15 protein-coding genes and 3 pseudogenes are annotated in these 20,657 nt (G+C 63.9%); 15 read left to right on the top strand and 3 right to left on the bottom strand.

Annotation, left to right across the window (positions count from 1 at the left end; translation table 11 throughout):
* Positions 1–47 precede the first annotated feature (47 nt).
* The 4 genes from EBN1_RS22270 (at position 48) to EBN1_RS22285 (ending at position 5,203) form a co-directional block, all read left to right on the top strand.
* Positions 48–1,403, top strand: coding sequence for an IS1182-like element ISAzo2 family transposase (locus tag EBN1_RS22270; protein WP_011255007.1), 1,356 nt, complete (start codon positions 48–50; stop codon positions 1,401–1,403).
* A gap of 315 nt (positions 1,404–1,718) precedes the next feature.
* Complete coding sequence (locus EBN1_RS22275) at positions 1,719–2,597, top strand: tyrosine-type recombinase/integrase (protein WP_041645857.1); 879 nt, start codon at positions 1,719–1,721, stop codon at positions 2,595–2,597.
* Between the two features lie 9 nt (positions 2,598–2,606).
* Positions 2,607–3,806 carry an IS91-like element ISAzo26 family transposase gene (locus EBN1_RS22280; RefSeq protein WP_011236918.1) on the top strand — a complete coding sequence of 400 codons (1,200 nt, stop codon included), beginning with the start codon at positions 2,607–2,609 and terminating at the stop codon, positions 3,804–3,806.
* Between the two features lie 506 nt (positions 3,807–4,312).
* On the top strand, positions 4,313–5,203 hold the full coding sequence (locus EBN1_RS22285; protein ID WP_011255014.1) for a tyrosine-type recombinase/integrase: 891 nt from the start codon (positions 4,313–4,315) through the stop codon (positions 5,201–5,203).
* Here the strand turns inward: EBN1_RS22285 and istB are convergent.
* Complete coding sequence (gene istB / locus EBN1_RS22290) at positions 5,166–5,900, bottom strand: IS21-like element ISAzo4 family helper ATPase IstB (protein ID WP_011254967.1); 735 nt, start codon at positions 5,898–5,900, stop codon at positions 5,166–5,168. The two genes, EBN1_RS22285 and istB, sit on opposite strands and share 38 nt — an antisense overlap.
* 22 nt (positions 5,901–5,922) lie before the next feature.
* Positions 5,923–6,714: pseudogene (istA, locus tag EBN1_RS22295) on the bottom strand (IS21-like element ISAzo4 family transposase); the annotation flags it as partial.
* Positions 6,715–6,770: 56 nt separating this feature from the next.
* On the opposite strand from istA (EBN1_RS22295), the gene EBN1_RS22300 reads away from it, so the two are divergent.
* The 4 genes from EBN1_RS22300 (at position 6,771) to EBN1_RS22315 (ending at position 10,027) form a co-directional block, all read left to right on the top strand.
* Positions 6,771–7,040 (top strand): DUF5372 family protein, encoded by a 270-nt coding sequence (locus EBN1_RS22300; protein WP_277813129.1) that lies wholly within the window; start codon positions 6,771–6,773, stop codon positions 7,038–7,040.
* Between the two features lie 176 nt (positions 7,041–7,216).
* Entirely contained in the window at positions 7,217–7,669 is a 453-nt protein-coding gene (locus EBN1_RS22305) for a helix-turn-helix domain-containing protein (protein WP_011254969.1), read from the top strand.
* 119 nt (positions 7,670–7,788) lie between these two features.
* Entirely contained in the window at positions 7,789–7,953 is a 165-nt protein-coding gene (locus EBN1_RS22310; protein ID WP_162014376.1) for a hypothetical protein, read from the top strand.
* A complete protein-coding gene (locus EBN1_RS22315; RefSeq protein WP_011254970.1) occupies positions 7,943–10,027 on the top strand; it encodes a recombinase family protein in 2,085 nt (694 codons plus the stop codon). The genes EBN1_RS22310 and EBN1_RS22315 overlap by 11 nt, the downstream gene beginning before the upstream one ends.
* Positions 10,028–10,030: 3 nt before the next feature.
* Here the strand turns inward: EBN1_RS22315 and istA (EBN1_RS22320) are convergent.
* A pseudogene (istA, locus tag EBN1_RS22320) lies at positions 10,031–10,807 on the bottom strand (IS21 family transposase); the annotation flags it as partial.
* A 110-nt stretch (positions 10,808–10,917) separates the two neighbouring features.
* On the opposite strand from istA (EBN1_RS22320), the gene EBN1_RS22325 reads away from it, so the two are divergent.
* The 7 genes and pseudogenes from EBN1_RS22325 to EBN1_RS22355 all read left to right on the top strand — a co-directional run bounded on the left by EBN1_RS22325 (position 10,918) and on the right by EBN1_RS22355 (position 20,587).
* Positions 10,918–11,358, top strand: coding sequence for a tyrosine-type recombinase/integrase (locus tag EBN1_RS22325; RefSeq protein ID WP_277813130.1), 441 nt, complete (start codon positions 10,918–10,920; stop codon positions 11,356–11,358).
* The gene (locus EBN1_RS22330; protein ID WP_011255009.1) at positions 11,355–12,209 is read left to right on the top strand and encodes a tyrosine-type recombinase/integrase; all 855 of its coding nucleotides are present in this window, start codon (positions 11,355–11,357) and stop codon (positions 12,207–12,209) included. The genes EBN1_RS22325 and EBN1_RS22330 overlap by 4 nt, the downstream gene beginning before the upstream one ends.
* Before the next feature lie 48 nt (positions 12,210–12,257).
* Positions 12,258–13,496 (top strand): site-specific integrase, encoded by a 1,239-nt coding sequence (locus tag EBN1_RS22335; RefSeq protein WP_011236108.1) that lies wholly within the window; start codon positions 12,258–12,260, stop codon positions 13,494–13,496.
* Entirely contained in the window at positions 13,493–14,437 is a 945-nt protein-coding gene (locus EBN1_RS22340; protein WP_011236107.1) for a tyrosine-type recombinase/integrase, read from the top strand. Before EBN1_RS22335 ends, EBN1_RS22340 begins: the two co-directional genes overlap by 4 nt.
* A complete protein-coding gene (locus EBN1_RS22345) occupies positions 14,434–15,432 on the top strand; it encodes a site-specific integrase (protein ID WP_011236106.1) in 999 nt (332 codons plus the stop codon). Before EBN1_RS22340 ends, EBN1_RS22345 begins: the two co-directional genes overlap by 4 nt.
* A 144-nt stretch (positions 15,433–15,576) precedes the next feature.
* Positions 15,577–15,792, top strand: a pseudogene (locus EBN1_RS22350) (tyrosine-type recombinase/integrase); the annotation flags it as partial.
* Positions 15,793–16,129: 337 nt separating this feature from the next.
* Complete coding sequence (locus EBN1_RS22355) at positions 16,130–20,587, top strand: P-loop NTPase family protein (RefSeq protein ID WP_011255008.1); 4,458 nt, start codon at positions 16,130–16,132, stop codon at positions 20,585–20,587.
* Positions 20,588–20,657 lie beyond the last annotated feature (70 nt).

Here is a 20,657-nt window from a genome sequence, read left to right on the forward strand (position 1 = left end):
GAGATAGGCGATAATCCCAGCCAGACGAACTGACGGAATCGGCTGCGATGGCGTTCCACCCGATAGATCGAGACACAGACTTTCTGTTGCCGCCCTCGGTGCAGGACTGGCTGCCGGAAGCGCATCTGGCGCGGTACGTGGTGGACGTCGTCGAGCAGCTGGATTTGTCGGCGATGGAGCGGGCGTACGCCGGCCGTGGCAGCGACGCTTATCATCCGGCAACGCTGCTGGCGCTGCTGATCTACGGCTACGCCACCGGGACCTTCTCGAGCCGCAAGATCGAGCGCGCGACCTACGACTCGCTGGCGTTCCGTTACATCGCCTGCAACCGGCATCCCGACCACGACACGCTGGCCAATTTCAGGAAGCGTTTCGGCGGGGAGTTCGAAGCGGCCTTTGTCCAGGTGCTGCAGGTAGCCCGCGAGAACCAGCTCTCACGCTTTGGCACGGTGAGTCTGGACGGGACCAAGATCCACGCCAATGCGAGCCGGCACAGTGCGCTCTCCTATGGCCACGCACGGACGATCGAGGCGCAGCTCAAGGTCGAGGTGCAGGAGCTCATGAAGCTGGCCGCGGCGGCCGATCAATCCTCGCTGCCGGACGGGGTGAAGCTGCCCGACGAGATTCGTCGTCGCGAGGACCGGCTAGCGGCGATCGCGGCGGCGAAGGCCAAGATCGAAGCGCGTGCCGCGGAGCGCTTCGAACGCGAACAGGCCGAGCACCAGGCCAAGCTCGCGAAGCGGCAGGCGCAGGAAGCCAAGACCGGCAAGAAGCCGGGGGGCAAGCCGCCGAAGCCGCCGCAAGCCGGTCCGCGCGCCGACGATCAGATCAACCTGACCGACGAAGAGTCCCGGATCATGCCGGTGTCGGGCGGCGGATTCGAGCAGAGCTACAACGCGCAGGCGGTGGTCGATACTGAGTCGATGCTCATCCTCGCCACTCACGTGACCCAGGCGACCAACGACAAGGAACAGGTCGCGCCGATGCTCGCGAAAGTCCAGTCCAATCCCGAGGGGTTGAACCGGCCGGCGACCTGGCTCGCTGACACCGGTTACTACAGCGAAAAGAACGTCACGGCGTGCGTCGCCGCGAAGATCGAACCGCTGATCGCGGTCAAGCGCGACGAGCACCATCCGGATTGGCGGGAGCGTTTCAGCGAACCTGAACCGTTGGCCGCAGGCGCCTCGGCGGTCGAGACGATGAAGCACAAGCTCAAGACCCGGGCCGGCCGCGCGGCCTATGCGCTGCGTAAGCAAACGGTCGAGCCGGTATTCGGCATCATCAAGTCGGTGATGGGCTTCCGCCAGTTTCTGCTGCGCGGCCTTGATAACGTGACAAACGAATGGACCCTCGTTTGCCTCGCGTGGAATTTGAAGCGCATGGCCGTATTGCGTCCGCAGTAAGCAAACGGACGGGGAATCGTGCGCGTTCTCGCAGAAATCACGATGAAAACGGCCTTCAGGCCCGATTCGCGTTCCGCATCGCGAACACTACCCCACCCAGGGTGGCGTAGTCCGACAGGCTGCTAGTAATGGTGACTGAGTGCTTCCGACCCTTATGGAAAGCTTTCCATAAGGGTCGTTGGACTAAACCGCTGGCGCGGTAGGGGGTGATCCACGCGCGGTGCCGAAGCCGGCACATTCCCACAAAGCCCGCGTTGGAGAAGGATGGGGTGGCTGTTCGCAGCCCTTCGTTCCTTCCCAATCAGGAGCTTTGCCATGACACCCCTTCGCCAGCGCATGCTCGAAGACATGGGCGTTCGCAATCTCGCCCCGAACACCCAGTCGGCCTACCTGAAGCAAGTCTCCGCCTATGCAAGGTACTTCGATTGCTCGCCCGACGAACTCGGGCCGGAGCAGGTTCGCGCCTATCAGGTCTATCTGACGCAGACCCGCAAACTCACCCCCTCCACGGTCAGTGTCGCGACCGGCGCGCTGCGATTTCTCTACAAGGTGACACTCAAGCGCGCCTGGGCGGTGGAAGAGATTCCAATGCCCAAGCGGTCCTTCAAGCTCCCGGTGGTACTGAGCCGCGAAGAGGTGTCGCAGTTCCTGGCGTCGGTCGACCATCTCATGCATCGCACGATCCTGATGACGGCCTATGCCGCCGGGCTGCGCGTCTCGGAAGCGACCCACCTCAAGGTGAGCGACATCGACAGCCAGCGCATGGTCTTGCGGGTCGACCAGGGCAAAGGACGCAAGGATCGCTACGTGATGCTCTCGCCGCGGCTGCTCGAGGCGTTGCGGGTCTACTGGAAGTCCGCGCGGCCAACGCTGTGGCTGTTTCCGGGTGACGTGCCGGGTCAGCCGATCACCCGCAATGCGGTGGGATTGGCGTGCCAGAAGGCTCGGCGCGCCTGCGGCATTCGGAAACCGATTACCCCGCACTCGCTTCGACATGCCTTCGCCACACACCTGCTCGAATCCGGCACCGACGTGCGCACCATCCAGTTGCTGCTCGGCCATCGCAGTCTCGCCACGACCTCGCGCTACCTGAAGGTCGCCACCAGCACCGTGTGCGCGACGACGAGCCCGTTCGACCTGTTGCCGAAAGTGGTGGTGGATCCGCCGCAGCCGAGTCCGCCCGTCCATTTCTGAGACCGGGGCGTGCGCGCCACCGGGCTCGAGGTGGCGGACATCTTTCGTCAGGCCGGGCCCATCTATCGCCGGGACCACGCGGCTACCCTCAGCCGCGGGCAGTACCAGGTCATGCGCGCGATCGAGCGTTGCCGCACCGCGGCCCTCGGCGGACACGTCGAGCAGTGCGACGCCTGCGGTCACCAGCGCATCGCGTTCAATAGCTGCCGCAATCGGCACTGTCCCAAATGTCAGTCCCTGGTGCGGGCGCAATGGCTCGAAGCGCGCCAGGCCGATCTGCTCCCCGTCGAGTATTTCCACGTCGTCTTCACCGTCCCCGAGGACATCGCGGCGATCAGCTATCAGAACAAGAGCGTGGTCTACGAGATCCTGTTTCACGCCACCGCCGAGACCTTGCGCATCATCGCCGCCGATCCGAGGCACCTCGGGGCCGAGCTCGGTTTCATCGCCATCCTGCATACCTGGGGGCAGAATATGCTGCATCACCCGCATCTGCACTGCGTCGTGCCGGGCGGGGGCGTGTCGGCCGACGGCGAGCGCTGGATCGCGTGCCGCCGCGGGTTCTTCCTGCCCGTGCGGGTGCTGTCGCGGCTGTTCCGGCACCTGTTCCTCAAGCGCTTGCAACAGGCCTTTGATGCGGGCGAGCTCCACTTCTTCAATGCCCTCGCGGCGCTGCACGCGCCCGCTGTCTTCGCCCGGCATCTGGCGCGCGCGAGACGATCCGAGTGGGTGGTTTTCGCCAAACCGCCGTTCGGCGGCCCGCAGCAGGTCCTCGAATATCTTGGCCGCTATACCCATCGCGTCGCCATCTCGAACAATCGCCTCGTCGCCTGCACCGACGATGAGGTGAGCTTTCGCTGGAAGGACTACCGCCACCACGGGCGCAACAAAGTCATGCGCCTGGAGGCGCACGAATTCATCCGCCGCTTCCTGCTGCATGTCCTGCCGGCGGGGTTCCATCGTATCCGGCATTACGGATTTCTCGCCAACCGCCTTCGCGCGAGCGCGCTCGCCCACTGCCGGGCGTTGCTCAGCGCCCCCGCGCCAGAACCGCAGACCGACGCGCCGCGCGACTACCGTGAGCGCTACCAGCAGCTCACCGGAAGGTCACTACGCGACTGCCCGCAATGTGGCCGGGGTCACATGGTGTGCCTCGAGACCTTCCTGCCCGGCGCCTTGCCCCGCGCGCCGCCGCGAGTGCCGTCATGAATGCGACCGCTGCCGATTTCCTGAACGCTTCCCTGGCATCCAAGAGAGGCGCCGGGACTCCTGTCGCCAGGCACGGCCGAAACCGCCGGAGCGGCTCCGCGTCGTCGGCGCGGTGCTCGCCCGGGCAGCCACCCCAGGCATCCGAAGGCGCCGCAATCATCGCTCGGGCGTCATTTCCACGAGCCATTCCGGCAGCCATTCACGCCTTCGCCGCTCGCACCACGATTCAATCCCCATAGCCCCACCCGCGTGCCGGCGGTTCAGTCCAACAGGCTTTTTAGCCTACCGAACGCGGTCATCCCGGAGCGCCCGCATCAGCACCTGCTCGCCGCGTTCGCCAGGCTAAAAACCCTCTGCATTATGCAAAGTTCTCGATTATGGAAAGTCGCTGACGTGATGGACGTTCAAGGGCAGACAGCAAGCGAGACGTTCGGCAGTAACTCGGCGGCGAGCTCGACATAATTTCTCGGGTCTCCTGAAGTGGTAGCTCACTTCAGGAGACCGCCATGAACACGAACACACCCCAGCCAGCGTCGATCGAGCCGGCTGCCGTTGTATCCAAAGACCACATCGACGAGGAACTGCAGCGCTACGACGCGTACCTGCGGGACCTGCGTGGGCTGTCGCCGGGGAGTCGAAGTAGCTGCTTGCGTGTGGCACACCGACTACTGCGCCAGAAATTTGGAAACGGCGCCGTCGATATCGCCCGACTGCGGCCAGCCGATGTGCGGCAGTTTCTTGCCGACCAACTGGAGGCGCGCCGAACGCCTTCCAATGCCTCCACGCTGGCCTCGGGACTGCGCAGCTACTTCCGCTATCGAAGCACTTGCGGCGACCCCGCCGATAGACTGACCGCTGTCATTTCGTCACCGGCGCATTGGAACTTGGCGAGCTTGCCGCACGCGCTGACGGGGGAAGAGGTGGAGCGACTCCTGGACTCCTTCAGGTTCGCTCGTCGGTGGCCGAAACGCGGTTATGCCATTGTTCGCTGCGCGTTGGACTTGGGGTTGCGGGCCGGAGAAATCGCCCGCCTGACGATCAGCGACATCGACTGGCATGCTGGGACGGTGACGCTGAGGGGTACGAAGTCGTTTCGGCAGGACATTCTGCCCTTGCCGATCGAGACCGGGCAGGCGCTTGCTGACTATCTGCTGCGCATTCCGACGAACGTGACCGCCTGCACCGACGAACGTGACCGGTGGGGTCTGCGCGCGAAGCGTGGTGTTCAGATTCTAACCGCGTTGGTCACGATGACGCTCGATTCGAGGCCTGATGCAGACTTATCCACAGGCGGCCGCCAGCGCGCCTCATACGCTGGCGGGCGGGCGCCTGTGGGTAAGGCGTCTCGCGCGCACGGCCTCATGCCTTTTCCTTTCTTCTCATCGACTCGTCCTTGAGGGCGAGCTTGTGCGCGGCGTGCACGACGCGATCGAGAATGGCATCGGCGAAGGTCGGGTCGCCCAAGTAGGTGTGCCAGTGCTCGATCGGCAGCTGGCTGGTGATCACGGTCGAACGCGTGCCGACCCGGTCGTCGAGCAGCTCCAGCAGGTCGCTTCGCTCCTGAGCCGACGGCGCGGCCAGGCCCCAATCGTCGATGACGATGAGATCCATGCGCGCGAGCTGCATGAGGCGTCGGCTGAAGCTGCCGTCGGCATGCGCGATGCGCAGCTCCTCGAAGAGCCGCGGCAGACGCACGTAGTAGGCCGCGAGGCCCTGCCGGCACGCCGCGTTGGCGAGCGCGCAGGCGAGCCAGGTCTTGCCGCTGCCGGTGGGGCCCGTGATGAGGCAGTTCTGGTGGTGACGAATCCATTGACCGGTGCCGAGCGCGGCGATCTGGCTGCGCTCGAGGCCGCGCCCGGCGCGGTAGTCGACGTCCTCCAGGCAGGCGGCAGCGGCTTTGATGCGGGCGGCCTTGAGCAGCCGATCGATGCGTTTGCCGTCGCGCAGCAGAATCTCGCGATCGATGAGCTGGGCGAAACGCTCCTCGAAGCTGAGCGCGGTGATGGCGGGCTGGGTGAGCTGCTCCTCGAAGGCGCGGGCCATGCCTTCCAGGCGCAGGGTGCGCAGTTGTTGCAGGCTGTGTTGCATCAGCATCGATGTTCTCCGGTGGGTGGAATCAGTGGTAGTAGCGCGCACCGCGCAGGTTCTCGTGAGCGGCCGGTAGCGCAAGCTCGCTTTGCTGCGCAGTGGATGCGGGCAGCGGCGCGCGGTCGAGCCCGCTCTTGAGGATCGAGGCGACGTTGCGGTAACGCATCGCCCCGAGGGTGACGGCGCGGGTCGCCGCGGCTTCGAGGCGTTCGTTGCCGTATTGACGACCGAGGCGCATCAGCCCGAGGCATGCCCGGTAGCCCTGCTCGGGGTGCGGCATGCGTTCGAGTTGGTGGCTGACCACCTGCTCGGTGTGAGGTCCGACCGTGGCGCCCCACCCGATGAGTTTGCCCGGGGACCACTGGCGGTGCGCCTGATGCGATGCGGGCATGTGCTCGGTGAGCGTGGTGAAAGCCCCGTGCCGGTGGCTTCTCGCATGCACCGCAACGCGGCGGCCCGCGGCAAAGCATTCGATGCTGCTCGCGGTGATGCGCAACTCCACCGGTTGGCCGGCGAGCGCATACGGCACGCTGTAGTAATGCCCGTCGAACTCGACGTGGTAGTCGATGTTGGGCTTGGCCCGTTTCCATTGGGCGAACTGGAACGCGGTGGCGGGCAACGGGCGCAGCGCCGGCCGATCGAGCGTCTCGAACGCTTCGTGGCGCGAGCCTGGCAGGCGCCGGAAGGCACGCGTGTTCAGCGGCTCGAGTAACGCGGCGATCGCCTCGTTCAACTCCCCCAGCGAGAAGAAACGCCGGTGACGCAGCCGCGCCAGAATCCAGCGCTGCACGATCTGCACGCCGACTTCGACCTTGGCCTTCTATCAAGTCAGCAACTGCTGCCCGTGAGGGTAGTCAAGCGCCCATAACCTTCGAGATCACCCATCCGTTCCATCCCCTGCGCGGGGTCGAGTTTATGCTGGTCACGCGCAAGTGGAACTGGGGCGAAGATCGGGTCATGTACTTCGATAGCCGAGCGCGATTGCGCTCGATGCTGATCTCGTGGACGAATCTCGCCGGTGATGATCTCTTCAGCCAGATCTCCGCGGGACGCTCCTGGTTTCGTACGGACGACCTGCTCAAGCTCGCCGCGCTACTCGAGGATCTGCGGCCAGCACTGCAACGCAGAGGCCGTCGTGTCAAGTAAATTGTGCCGCGCACGTAAGCTAAATTTCGCCGCTATGAGTGCTGCACTTCGGCCGAGCAGGCGTAGATATGCCCGGATGTTTAAGGATATCCGCGCGCACTCTGTGGTTCTGCACCTTGACAGCGGTTATTGTGCGGCATATTTTACAATACATACGTTCCACGAGATCTGCTCTCATGTCCAAGCGCGATGCCAAGGCCGAGCGCCTCAAACAACTCGGCGTGCTCAACCCGAACCCGGAGCGGGTGCGCGCCCCCTGGTTCCAGACAGGCGGGTTCTTCGACGCCCGCGATCTGGTGCAGGTGAAGTACGAGATGTTGCGGCAGGTGAGCCTCGAGGGCGCGTCCAAAGCCGATGCCGCGGCGCTGTTCGGTCTGTCGCGTCCCACCTTCTATCAGGCCGAAGCGGCCTTTGCCCGCGACGGACTGGCGGGGCTGCTGCCGCGCCAGCGGGGGCCGAAGGGCGCGCACAAGCTCAAGCCCGAGGTGATGAGCTTCATCGAGCAGCACCTCGAAGGCGACGGTCAAATCCACGCCCGCATGCTGGCGCTCAACCTGGAGACCGAGTTGGGCGTGTCGGTGCATCCCCGCAGCATCGAGCGCGCGATGGCGCGCAAAAAAAAACCCTAAGGCATGGCGATCTGCAGCGGCTCCCGCTCACTGTCGTCGAGACTTACGAGGCGCTGCGTACCGAAGTCCTGACGGGTCAGGCCCGCCCCGAGGGGCTCGGCGCCATCGTCTATCACGGCATGCTAAACGGATTGACGCTGATCCTGACGAGCCCGCCCGTTGCGTCCTTCGTCCAGAGTGCCCCGGCAGGCGCCGTCGCCCCCATCCCGAACAACCGTCAATTCGTGCGCCTGCTCGCCAACATGCTGCTGCGAACCCAGTCGGAGGTGGTCCATGTTTACTGAAACCCATCAGAAGGTCACTGCCGATCATCTCAGCCGCGATGCCTTCCTCTATGTGCGCCAGTCCTCGCTGCGCCAAGTGTTCGAGAACACCGAGAGCACCAAGCGTCAGTATGCCCTGCGCGAGCGGGCGAGCGCACTGGGCTGGCCGATCGAGCGCATCCATGTGATCGACAGCGACCTGGGGCGCTCGGGAGCGAGCGCCGAGGGGCGGGACGGCTTCCAGCAGCTGGTCAGCGAGGTGGCGATTGGCCATGCCGGCATCGTGCTCGGTTTGGAGGTCTCGCGCCTGGCGCGCAACAACGCGGACTGGCATCGCCTGATCGAACTGGCAGCGCTCTCCCACACCCTGATTCTGGACGAGGATGGGATCTACGATCCGGCGCATTTCAACGACCGGCTGCTGCTGGGGCTGAAGGGCACGATGAGCGAGGCCGAACTGCATGTACTCAGGGCTCGCCTGCAGGGCGGCATCCGCAACAAGGCGCGCCGCGGCGAGTTGGAATTGGCCCTGCCGATCGGGCTCGTTTATGGTGCCGACGGTTCGGTCGTTCTGGACCCCGACCGGCAGATCCAGGACACGCTGCGCCTGCTGTTCGTGAGCTTTGCCGAATGCGGCTCGGCAAGCGCCGTGGTGCGCCGGTTTCAACGCGAGGGGTGGGCGTTCCCGCGCCGCATCCGTGGCGGCATCGGCAAGGGCGAATTGCTGTGGGCGACGCTGGACCACTCGCGCGCGGTGCAGATCCTGCACAACCCGCGCTATGCCGGCGCCTTCGTCTATGGGCGCACCCGTGGCGGGCGCAACGCGCAGCTCAAGTCCGTTCAGCACAAGGTGGCGCGCGAACAGTGGCACGTTCTGATCCGCGATGCGCATGTGGGGTACATCGACTGGGAGGAGTACGAGCGCAATCAGGCGACACTCAAGCAGAACGTGGGCGGCTTTGGTGAGGCGTCCCGAGGTCGGGTGCCGCGCGAGGGCACGGGGCTGCTGCAGGGGCGCGTGGTTTGCGGCCTGTGCGGGGCGCGCATGCGCGTGCGCTATCAGGAGGTCGAGGGCCGTCTCGAACCGTATTACCAGTGCACGGACGCGGTGGTACGCCGCGCCGGCAAGCTGTGTCAGTCGGTGCGCGGGCGCCCGATCGACGAGGCGATCAGTGCGCTGCTGCTGGAGAGCGTGGCACCGGCGGCCATCGAGGTCGCCCTTGCGGTGCAGGAAGAGATCGCCGGGCGCCTCGAGCAGGCCGAGACGCTGCGCGCCTCGCAACTGGAGCGGGCACGGTACGAAGCGGAACTCGCGCGGCGTCGTTACCTCAAGGTCGATCCGGACAATCGCCTGGTGGCCGACGCGCTGGAGGCAGACTGGAACGCGCGGCTGCGTCAGCTCGATGCGCTGCAGCGCGAGCATGAGCGCCAGCGCGCCGCCGACCAGGGGCTGCTCGGCGAGGAGGCGCGCGGACGCATCCTCGCGCTCGCGAAGGAGTTCCGGCATGTCTGGAATGATCCGCGCACCGAGCCGATCGAGCGCAAGCGCATGATGGCGCTGCTCATCGAAGATGTGACGCTCGTCAAGGCCGACCGGGTGTCCATTCACGTTCGCTTCCGCGGTGGCAAGACCCGCTCGTTGCTGATCGACAAGCCGAAGCCGATCGCCCAGATCCGCAAGACGTCGCCGCAGGTAGTGCAGACGGTGGACGAACTGCTCGAGACCTGCACGGACCGGCAGGTCGCAGCGCGACTCAACGAACTGGGCTACCGCAATTGGCAAGGCCAGAGCTTCACCTTCAAGAAGGTGATCGTCCTGCGCAATGCCTATCACCTGAAGAGCCGCTTCGAACGCCTGCGTGAGCGCGGCATGCGGACCGGGGACGAGTTGGCAAAGCAACTGGACGTATGCCCCACCACCATTCACCAGTGGGGGCGGCAAGGCTTGCTGCGGCGCCATCTCTACGGCAACAATCACCGTTGCCTGTACGAGCCAGTCGGAGAGGTCCTCGTCACCAAGGGGGCCGGCGGGCGCTATGGAAGCAGGTCGCCGACGCTCATCGCCGTTTCATCAACCACACAAGGTGCAATATGAAGCCTTCGCCTTGTCCTGCGGCTTGTAAGGGCGCGCGGGCAGGATCGCCACGCCGTAGTGCGCGGCGAACTCGGCGGTGGTGCGCTGCAGTTGCGGCTCATACCGGTCGGCTTGACCGATGAGCGAGCGCGTATTGTCGGGCACGACGAGCTCGGGCACGCCGCCGATGAAGGCCAGCGCCCGGGCGAGCGAGCCCAGCCAGTCGGCCTGCGACTGCGTCGCCGTGGCGCAGGCGAACGTATAGCTCGAGGCGCCGAGCACCGCGACGAAGATCTGCGCGCGCGAAATCTCGCCCGTGTCGGCGTCGACGATCGGCACCGTGTGGCCCGCGTAATCGATGAAGAGTTTCTCGCCGGCGCGGTGCACTTGGCGCATCGAGCGCTTGAGCGTGCGGGCGAACGCGCGGTACAGGTCGCAAAAGCGCGAGTACTGATAGCTCGGCCCGTCGGCCGTCTGCGCGTACTCTTCCCACAGCAACGCCAGCGTGACGTTCTTTCGCTTGAGCCCCTGATGCACCGCCGCCAGATCCGGCGCCGCGTAGCCCACGCTCGCGCCACGTCCACGCCTGGTCACCCCCAGCACCCGGCGCAGCTCGGCCTCGTCGGCCGCTGACAACTCGGCCCACGGCCGGCCGCACTCCTCGGCCGCCTTCACATACTTGGCGACCACTCCTTTGGAAATCGACAGCGCGCGGGCAATGCGCTCGTGCGACAGCGTGCAGTCGTATTTGAGCCGCAACAGCTCCCTGATCTTGTGCATGGCAATCCGCTCCGCCGGCATCCTCGGTCTCCGCGCAAAGCGCGCGAGGGTAGCCGGCCTGACAAACGACGTTGCCACGCTTGGCCTCACAAACCCGTTCCGATTTGATCGTGACCGACGATTCCGACAACGTGACCGCCCATTCCGACAACTGGCCGAAATCGGTCACGATCAAATCGGAATCCGCGGTCACGACCCGCGGATTCACCGGTCACACTATTTCGGAATCAGCGGTCACGTTGGGTCGGAATCCGCATCTGCAGCACGAGCGCCCTCCGAGCACCAGTTCTGCCATCTTTGTGCGTCCTATGGCGCCGCGCGGTGAGCCCAGCACAGCGGGTGCGATTCAGAAAGTAATCACTAATGCATATCAACGCAGCGGCCTACCACATTCTGGATCGCATGCATTGCGCCACACGCTCGCATGCCGACTCGTGGAGCACGGAAGTTCGCTCAAGGAGGTCGCCGATCTTCTGCGCCACCGTTCGCTGAACACGACGCTGATCTACGCCAAGCTCGACACGCCAAAGCTCTCGACGGTGCCGCTACCGTGGCCTGGGAGCGAATCATGAGCGCGCGTCTCCGCCTGCAGACGAGAGTCGCCGACTATCTGGCCGAGCGCCGTCGGCTTGGTTTCGAGCTGCAGTCCCACGACACACTCCTGGCTGACTTTGCGCAGTTCGTCGCCGATCGGCATCACCACGGCCCGCTGACCGTCGAGCTGATGGCCGATTGGGTACGAACCGGTAAAGGGGGAATCGGTACACCGGAAACCTGGTACCGCCGGATGGCGATACTGCGTCGATTCATCCGCTATCTGCGACAGTTTGAGCCGCAAACCGAGATGCCCGAGGCGTCGATCTTCGGGCCTGAACCGGGCCGGGTGGCGCCCCACATCTACCGCGAAGAGGAGATCGTTGATCTGCTGGTCGCTGCCCGCACACTGGGGCCACGCGGCAGCTTGCGTCCGGCGACCTTCGAAACCTTGTTTGGCCTGATGGCCTCGACCGGGTTGCGCGTGTCCGAAGCGCTTCACCTGGGCGATACCGACGTCGATCTCAAGCGCGGGATGCTGACCGTACGACAGACCAAGTTCGCCAAGTCGCGCCAATTGCCCTTGCATCCGAGCACGATCGAAGTGCTGGCACGCTACCGGCGGCAGCGAATACGGCACGTACCGACAACGGCCAACACGCCGTTCTTCATTGGCAGTCGAGGTCGGCGGCTGGGGCGGCCGCTCGGCGATCGACAGGTTCATCGCGTCTTCAATGCCCTGCGTGATCGCCTCGACTGGGTCAATCGAGGTGCGCATGCAGCACCGCGCCTGCATGATCTTCGTCACTATCTACCCTTCCTGACTATGTCTCGTTGTGCCGCTAGATCCCGAAGTTTCAAGTACTTGCAGCAGCTTAGAGAAAGATAATCTGGACTCCTCTCAGCACCCCCCGTAATTCGGGGAGAGGAGTCGATCATGACCTACTTCATCCATGAGCAAGTCGTTCTATCGCGGCCGCCTGAAGGGCCGCTGGCGGCACACCTTGCGTCATTTGCGAACTTCGTGGGCGAACAGGGGTACAGCGTTTTTTCGCTGAGGCGGCACGTTCGGATCGCTGCAGGTTTTAGTCGATGGCTTGGACAAAGCGGAATCCAGGTGGACAGCATCTGCAGTGCGCACGCCGTCGAGTATTTACGTGATCGCGCCCGGTATCTGCGACCTGGTCGCGGTGATACGGCGGTGCTTCAACACCTCATTACCTTTCTGCGCCGTGAGGGCGTGATTCCGCAGGAGAAGGTCGAGCCCACCCGACTGACCGCAGTTGAGCACTGTGTCCAAGACTATGCGCAGTATTTGTGCGAAGCACGTGGTTTAGCCACAGCAACGATCATCAACTACGTGCCGTTCGTCCGGGAGTTTCTCAAGCAACAATTTGGCGAGGAAGGCGCCACGCTCTCGCGCCTGAATGCCAGCGATGTCGTGAGATTTGTGCAGGGCCAAGTTCCGCGCCTGCATCTGAAGCGCGCGAAGCTCATGACCACCGCGCTGCGCTCCTTCCTGCGCTATGCGCGTTATCGTGGCGACGTCACCCGGGATCTGGCCGCCGCCGTACCGGTCGTGGCGAACTGGTCGATGACGTCGATCCCGCGGGCGATCGCAGCCGAAGAAGTCCGTCAGTTGCTGGGCAGCATCGATCGGGATCAGCCGACAGGGCGCCGTGACTATGCCATCTTGCTGCTGCTCGCACGACTGGGCTTGCGTTCGGGCGAAGTGGCATTTCTCGAACTCGATGACATCGACTGGAACGCAGGACAATTGCATGTACGCGGCAAAGGTGGCCAGCGAAACGAGTTTCCCTTGCCGGTCGAGGTCGGCGAAGCGATCGTCGCCTACCTGCACTCGGGGCGCCCGCGTAGCGCCAGCCGTCGCGTATTCTTGCGTACCAGAGCGCCGAACCGCGGTTTCCAGGGAGCGTGCGGTGTGTGCTCCCTGGTCCGGCACGCGATCGAGCGCGCCGGCATCCACGCCCCTACGAGGGGGGCGCATCAGTTTCGCCACGGATTGGCCACCGAGATGTTGCGCCAGGGCGCCTCGCTGGGCGAGATCGGCGAGCTGCTGGGTCACCGCCATCCACAGACCACGAAGATCTACACCAAGGTCGACCTCGAGGCATTGCGCACCCTGGCTCTGCCGTGGCCCGGAGGTGCGCGATGAACACGCTGCGACAGGCCGTTCAAGAGTACCTGAGTCTGCGGCGCGCTCTGGGGTTCAAGCTGCGCGAGGCGGGCAAGGCGTTACATGACTTCGTCACGTTCATGGAGCGGCGCCGCGCCGACTATGTAACGCATGAGTTGGCGCTCGCCTGGGCGCAACAACCTTCAAACGTCCAACCGGCGCACTGGGCGCAGCGACTGAGTTTCGTACGCGGATTTGCTCGCCATCACAGTGCCACGGACCCACGCACGCAGATTCCGCCGCCGGGCTTGTTGCCGTTTCAACCCAAGCGAGCGCGCCCGTACCTGTACTCGGATGAGGAGATTCGGCGCTTGCTGGGCGCGGCGCTCACGATGCCGTGCCGTTATGAACGCGGTGCGCTGCGCCCGTGGACCTTCCATGCCCTTTTCGGGTTACTGAGCGTCTCGGGCCTGCGCCTGGGCGAAGCCCGCAACCTCCAGCTTCAGGACGTGGATCTCGAGGCGGCGGCGTTGACGATTCGCGGTGCCAAGTTCGGCAAGTCTCGACTCGTACCTTTGCATGGCTCCACCTGCGAAGTACTTGCCGACTACATCGCGCGACGCAACCGTCATTGGGAGGCACGGCCGGTGTCCTCCTACCTGTTCGTATCCAGCTCGGGCAATCGTTTGGACGGCGGCGATATTCACCGAACTTTCTACGCCTTGTCGCGGCAGATTGGATTACGCGGGGTATCGGACAGTCACGGACCACGCCTGCACGACATGAGGCACGCATTTGCGACAAATACCCTCGTGCGCTGGTACCAATGTGATCAAGATCCGCAGCGTCAGCTGCCGATCCTGTCCGCCTACCTCGGCCATGTCCACGTCGAGGATACGCAGTGGTACTTGAGCAGTTCTCCGGAACTGATGCGCGAGGCGATGCGCCGGCTCGAGCGGCGCTGGGAGGATCGGCCATGATCACCCCTGCCAGCTTTGCTGCGCTGTTGGAGCGTTTCTTTACCCAGCGCCTGATGCAGCAACGCCAAGCGAGTCCGCACACGATCAGCTCCTATCGCGATACCTTTCGTCAATTTCTGAAATTCGTTCAGCAACGGCTGCATAAGTCACCGTCACGGCTGAGCCTGGAGGAGATCGATGCCCCATTGATCGTGGCGTTTCTCGATGACTTGGAGAAGTGCAGACGGGTGAGCATCCGTAGCCGTAATCTGCGCCTCACTGCGATCCACTCCTTCTTTCGTTACGTGGCATTCGAGGCCCCCGAGCATTCCGCGCAGATCCAGCGGGTGCTCGCCATCCCCAGCAAGCGCTTCACGCGCAACTTGGTCTCGTTTCTCGCACGTGCCGAAGTCGATGCCTTGCTGGCGGCTCCGGATCAGCACACGTGGTCTGGCCGGCGCGATCACGCCTTTTTGCTGGTGGCGGTGCAGACAGGGCTACGTTTGTCTGAAATGACCGGGCTCAAACGCGACGACCTCATCCTCGGGGCCGGCGCTCACGTGCGCGTGGTGGGCAAGGGTCGCAAGGAACGCTGTACGCCGCTGGCCAAGTCCACGCTCACCGTGTTGAAAGCCTGGCTGCGCGAGCCGCAACGCGGAGAGGGCGACGTGCTCTTCCCCAGCGCCAAGGGCGAGCGTCTCAGCGTCCACGGCGTGCAGTACTTGCTGAACAAGCATCGCTTGGCGGCCTCGGAGGCGTGCCCTTCGTTGACGCAGAAGCGAATCACTGTTCACCGCTTGAGGCACACGATGGCCATGGACCTGCTTCAAGCGGGCGTTGATCGTTCGGTGATTGCCTTGTGGCTCGGACACGAATCGGTGGAGACCACGCAGATCTATCTCGATGCGAACCTCGAAATGAAGGAGCAGGCCCTTGCGAAGACAGCTCCACCCCACGGCACGCCCGGGCGCTATAAACCGGGAGACCAGCTCCTGAACTTCTTGAATAGTCTGTAGGGCAGACAAAAACTATGTCGGGTGATGTGTAAGGCACCACGCAAGGCACCACGCGATTTGTCGAACGATCGTGAAAGCTCCTCTGGGTCACTCGACATAGTCAGGAAGGGTAGATAGTGGCGACTATCTCTTCAGCGACATAGGAGGCATACGACGGCGATGCATCTGCTGCAGGCCGGCGTCGACATCAGCGTGATCGCGCTGTGGCTCGGTCACGAGAGTCCGGTGACGACCCATCAATACGTCGAGGCCGATCTGGCGATGAAGGAACGCGCTTTGGCCAGACTCCACGAACCCGACGCCAAAATCCAACGCTATCGGGCTCCTGACTCCCTGATCGACTTCCTGAAGACCCTGTGATTATGAAAATGCCGCAACGCACGCGTGCCGCCGCCCTCCGGGCGTCGGCGCGAGCCGCACCCACTGACTTTCCATAATCGAGAACTTTGCATAACGACCCTTTGGAGACATTCCGGAGGTCTGTTCCGCGGGCACACCGCAGGTTTTGATGTCAGGCGCGGTGGCTTCGGCACCTCCTCGGCGGTACACTTTGTCGGTGCAACTCCGTGATGCGGAACTAGCGATCGGCGACCTACGACGCGCTTCAAGCCCACCATAAGGCGGCGAGGAGCCTGCACCCCCTGCTTCTCGCCGACAGATATGACAATAATCCAGAGCTACAAGCGTTCGGAAGTTGATGGCCACGTCTAAGAATAAATCGAAGCCGAAAGCGCCTCGCGGCAGCAGCGCGAAACGCGCGCCTGCGACGCTGCGGTCGACAAGCGGTGCCGGGTTCGAGTTCGAGGACCTTATCAGCGCCTGTCAGTTGGTGAAGGCCCTGTCAGGTGAGCAGGCACCGGGTATTGGCGGCGTAGTCACGCAGGTCCAAGCCCAAGTCTCGGTCTTGGGATGGCGCATCGACGATGTGCTGCTGACGGCCCAGGCCACCACCGCGCCGCGGCGACTTGCGATCTCGGCGAAGGGCAATTTGCAGGTGACCGCGGCTGGCCTCCCCGCTGACTTCGCGACGCGCACTTGGGAACAGTGGCGTGACTCGCAGGGGCCATTCAATCGTTCGACTGACGGACTGGCCTTAGTGACGCTCGGCACCCATCAGGCGTTCGACCCGACGTGGCGAGAAGTGAAGAACGCGTGCAGCGGAACGGATACGGCGCTCACGATGAGCCGCATCCGCAGCAACACGAGGCAGTCGCATGTCTTCGACAGCGTCCAGAAGCCCGGCGACGCGTCCGACGAAGAGACCATTGAGCTCATTCGCCGCCTGCACGTGCTGCCGACCGACTTGCAGCTCGCGCACTCCGAGAACGAAACCCAGGCTGTCGCGCAATGCCGTCGCTTGCTCTCATCTGGCCGTGACGACGAAGCGCAGGCTCTCTGGAAGACGCTCATCAACGTCGCGAAAGATGTGCGCCTTCGCAGCGGGACAATCACCATTCCGGACCTATTGTCCTTGCTCCGGCGCCAGTTTGACCTCCGCCATCATCCAGATTTTGAGCGTGATTGGGAGACGCTCTCTAACATCACAGCAGACCACAAGGCGCGGATAGAAACGGAACTGCCCTCAGGCTATGCCGTGCCCCGCACGGCGGAGAAGGCGTCGCTCCAGGCAGCGGTCGCCGACAACCGGGTCACGGTGGTGTTCGGGGAGTCGGGCTCAGGCAAGTCGGCGCTGGTCAAATCGGTTTTGGACAGCGCGTATCCATCTTGGAACCAGGTGTGGTTCGGTCCTGAACACCTGAAGACGGCGCTCAGCGCGGCACGCCGCAGCGCACTTCCCTTGACGCACGAACTTTCGCTTGTACTGAACGCTACGGTGAAGCCGCAGAACGTGCTGGTCATCGACTCGGCGGAACGCATAGAGGCCGGCGAGTTCGTCGTCATCCGCAAGCTGCTTCAAGCCATCCTGCCGAATGACGGCGAAGAGACCGAGGGGGGATGGCGGGTCGTCATCGTCACGCAAACGCAGAGCTGGGGCGAAGGCGAAGAGACGATACCCGGTGGGCGTAAAGCGCACTTGGTCGAGGTTGAAGCACTCAAGAGGGATGAGGTGAAGCAGGCGCTTCTGCCGTCGCCCATCTTGGGCTGGTTGGCTGCGCATGACGATACCATCGCGGCGCTGACGAACCTGCGGACGCTCGCTTGGGTCATTAATGCGGGCGCGGCGCTAGGGTCGAACACCAGCGGACTGGCGTCTCACACCGCCATCGCCGACCGTCTCTGGAAGTACTGGACGAAGGACCGCGCGGACGTTCAGGCCCTGATGATGCGCCTCGCCCAGCGAGAAGCATCGTTTGAGCGCAGCTTCGCGCTGACCGACTTGGAGCCGGCGGACGCGGCGACCTTCACGCGGCGGCCCGAGGAGCTTCCACTGAGCCTGAACGAGCGGTCCAACCGCATCGAGTTCGAGCACGATCTCGCGGCGGATTGGGCGCGCTTCCAGTTCCTGAAACAGATTTGGACGGACACGCCGCAGTGGGCCACCCTGGCGGGCAGTCCGCTCTGGACGAACTCGCTCCGGATGCTGGGCCAGTTCCTCCTGCGACAGCAGACCGAGACCGGCATGGCCTGGGACGTCGCCTTCAGGGCCGCGGAGGCTGCGAAGAACGAGCCGGCGGGCAATATCCTCCTTGATGCGCTCTGCTTGGACCCCGACGCTGAACGCTTCCTGATCGAACGCGTCGACCTCCTGCTCGACAACAGCGCAAAGCACTTCACGCGGCTGCTTCTGCGCTTCCACCACATCGCGACGGTGCCGACCGGCGGCGGCCTAGGACCGAGCGCGGCGGTCGGCTTGTACATGGAGGCGCACTACCGCTCAATTGTCCTTGGCCGGTGGCCGCCCGTACTTCGCTTCCTCATCGCGCAGCGGGAGCGACTGGCAGGGCTGGTTTCGTCCGCTCTCGCGAAGGTCATCGAGACCTGGCTGACGCAGACGCCGCGCACGCTGAGCAGTGGCAATCCGATGCCTTTCCGCCTGGAGATGGCGGAGATGGCGCTCGCCATGGCTCGGACCGTACAGGTCGAGAAGGGCCATGGCGTGATGTACCTGACGCGTGAGCCGTTGCTGTACACCGCACCACTGGCTGGCGCGGCCGACCTGCCAACCGAGGTCGGGAACTGGGCGCTCGAACTCGCGGGACGCCGAGAGATCGACGCTGACGTCAGACGGCGCATTGCCGAGGTTCAATTACAGCAGGCGAAGGCTCACGACGAGCGTCTGAAGACCGATGCCGAATACAAGGCACGGCACGAAGAACGGAAGCAGATGCCGCTCTCCATCGGGTCGTTTCGCGAGCGCTTGCCGCCTTGGCCCCTGGGGGCCAGAGACAAAGTCGACAAGGATTTTCGGACCGCCTGCATCAAGGAGAACGGCATCCATTCTCTGATGGAGGCGCAGCCTAAGCTGGCGGCCGAAGTCCTGCTAGCTCTCATCATTGAAGACCAGCCGGAACAGGAGTACGGATCCGCGCGGTTTGAAATGGGCCTCGGCCTCGAATACTCCGAGGACGCTTACCCGACGGCCTACTGGAAGAGCCCGTTCTTCTCCTTCCTCCAGCTCGCTCCAGAAACGGCGCTCACCTCGCTCATCGCGCTGGTGAACTTCTGCACGGAGCGCTGGATCGCCGAGATCATGAGGGGGCGCACCAGTGAGGCTCCCGGGGTGACGCTGCAATTTTCGGACGGGTCGGAGAAGACCTTCCCTGGCTGGTGGCAGGTATTCGGCTGGCCGCAGTCCAACGACTTGCGAAACGGTAATTTGTACTGCGCTCTCGATGCGTTGGAGCGCTGGCTTATGCTGCGGCTCGACGCGGGTGAGAACATCACCGCTGATATCGAGAGGATACTCCGGGAGGGGAACTCCGCGGCGCTCGTCAGCGTGCTTCTCAACGTCGCCAAGTATCGACCGTCCCTGCTGGCGGGGCCGCTCGCGGCCCTACTGACGTCCCCAAACCTGTTCTTTTGGGACAGCGTGCGCGTGAAGCAGATTGGCTACAACTTCATCGAATGGAAATGGCTCCAAGGCGGCGAGGCGATGTTCAATTTCGCCCGTGATTGGACCCTGGCTCCCCATCGCCAACGGGAGTTCCTTGATGTTGTTGTCGAACTCCTGTTGGCCGACGACGACGTTGCGCGGCGTCTTCAAGCGCTGCTGCCGACCTGGGTGCTGCCCGAAGACCGGAAGGAGGCGTTGGATCACAAGCTGCTCTTCGCCGCGCTTGACCGGGCCAACTATCAGGCCGTCACCGACCCGGCGACTGGCGCAGAAAACCAGTGCTTCGTCTGTCCTGACGAATTGAGCCTTGAGGTGCAGTCATGGCAGACCGATAGCGCGCCCACCCACGCATATCTTCTAGTGCCGGACCGGTGCGAGCAGCGGCTTCGTGGCGGCCAACCGCTCACCGACGATGAGGCCGCGTACCTCTTCAATCTGTTCAAAGAGTGTGAGGCGGGAGGGGAAGGGGACAATGAGGATGCGATATCGAGATGCCGTTTCGCTGCAGCCAGTACGATCGTTGCATTGGGCGGTGCTTGGCTCTCCCAGAACCCTGACGCGCAGAAGCACTCACTCGAAGTCGTGCGCGCTGGTGTGGCGGCGATCGCGTCGACAGGAGAAGAGATTCGCAAGCAGCGCATGGGGAGCGTCCGCGACGAGCTGGGATTTGTCGCCTACGCGGTCATGCACCTGTGGCTCGCCGATGGAGATGGCGTTCAGGAATGGGAGACCGTCGTCCTGCGCCTTCTGACGAGCGGCGACACGCGAGCGGCCGCTGTTGTAGTCGACGTTGCCTATGCCAATCGAGAGCAGCTTGGCGCCGCATGGTGGCGGCTGCTCCACGCCGGGCTCTTCTGGTCGGGCCTCATCCCGCTTGCTCCACAATACGGTGATGGCGACGATGCAGAGCGCGCCTGGAGAGTGTGGCTCGCGCGGCTGCGACGTTTTCCTCTCCGTGGCCCGAACGCGACGCCGGATGAGCTCGATTTCAAGCGTGTCGTCGCGGGCCGAGAACGTTTGGACTTCCAGCGCCGCACGCGGCTGTACGAGGCCGGTGACAAGAATTGGCGGGGAAAGCCGGAACGCAAACGAGGCGGCTCCCTAGCAGCCTGTCGGACTACGCCACCCTGGGTGGGGTAGTGTTCGCGATGCGGAACGCGAATCGGGCCTGAAGGCCGTTTTCATCGTGATTTCTGCGAGAACGCGCACG

It is taken from the genome of Aromatoleum aromaticum EbN1, assembly GCF_000025965.1.
GTDB lineage: Bacteria > Pseudomonadota > Gammaproteobacteria > Burkholderiales > Rhodocyclaceae > Aromatoleum > Aromatoleum aromaticum.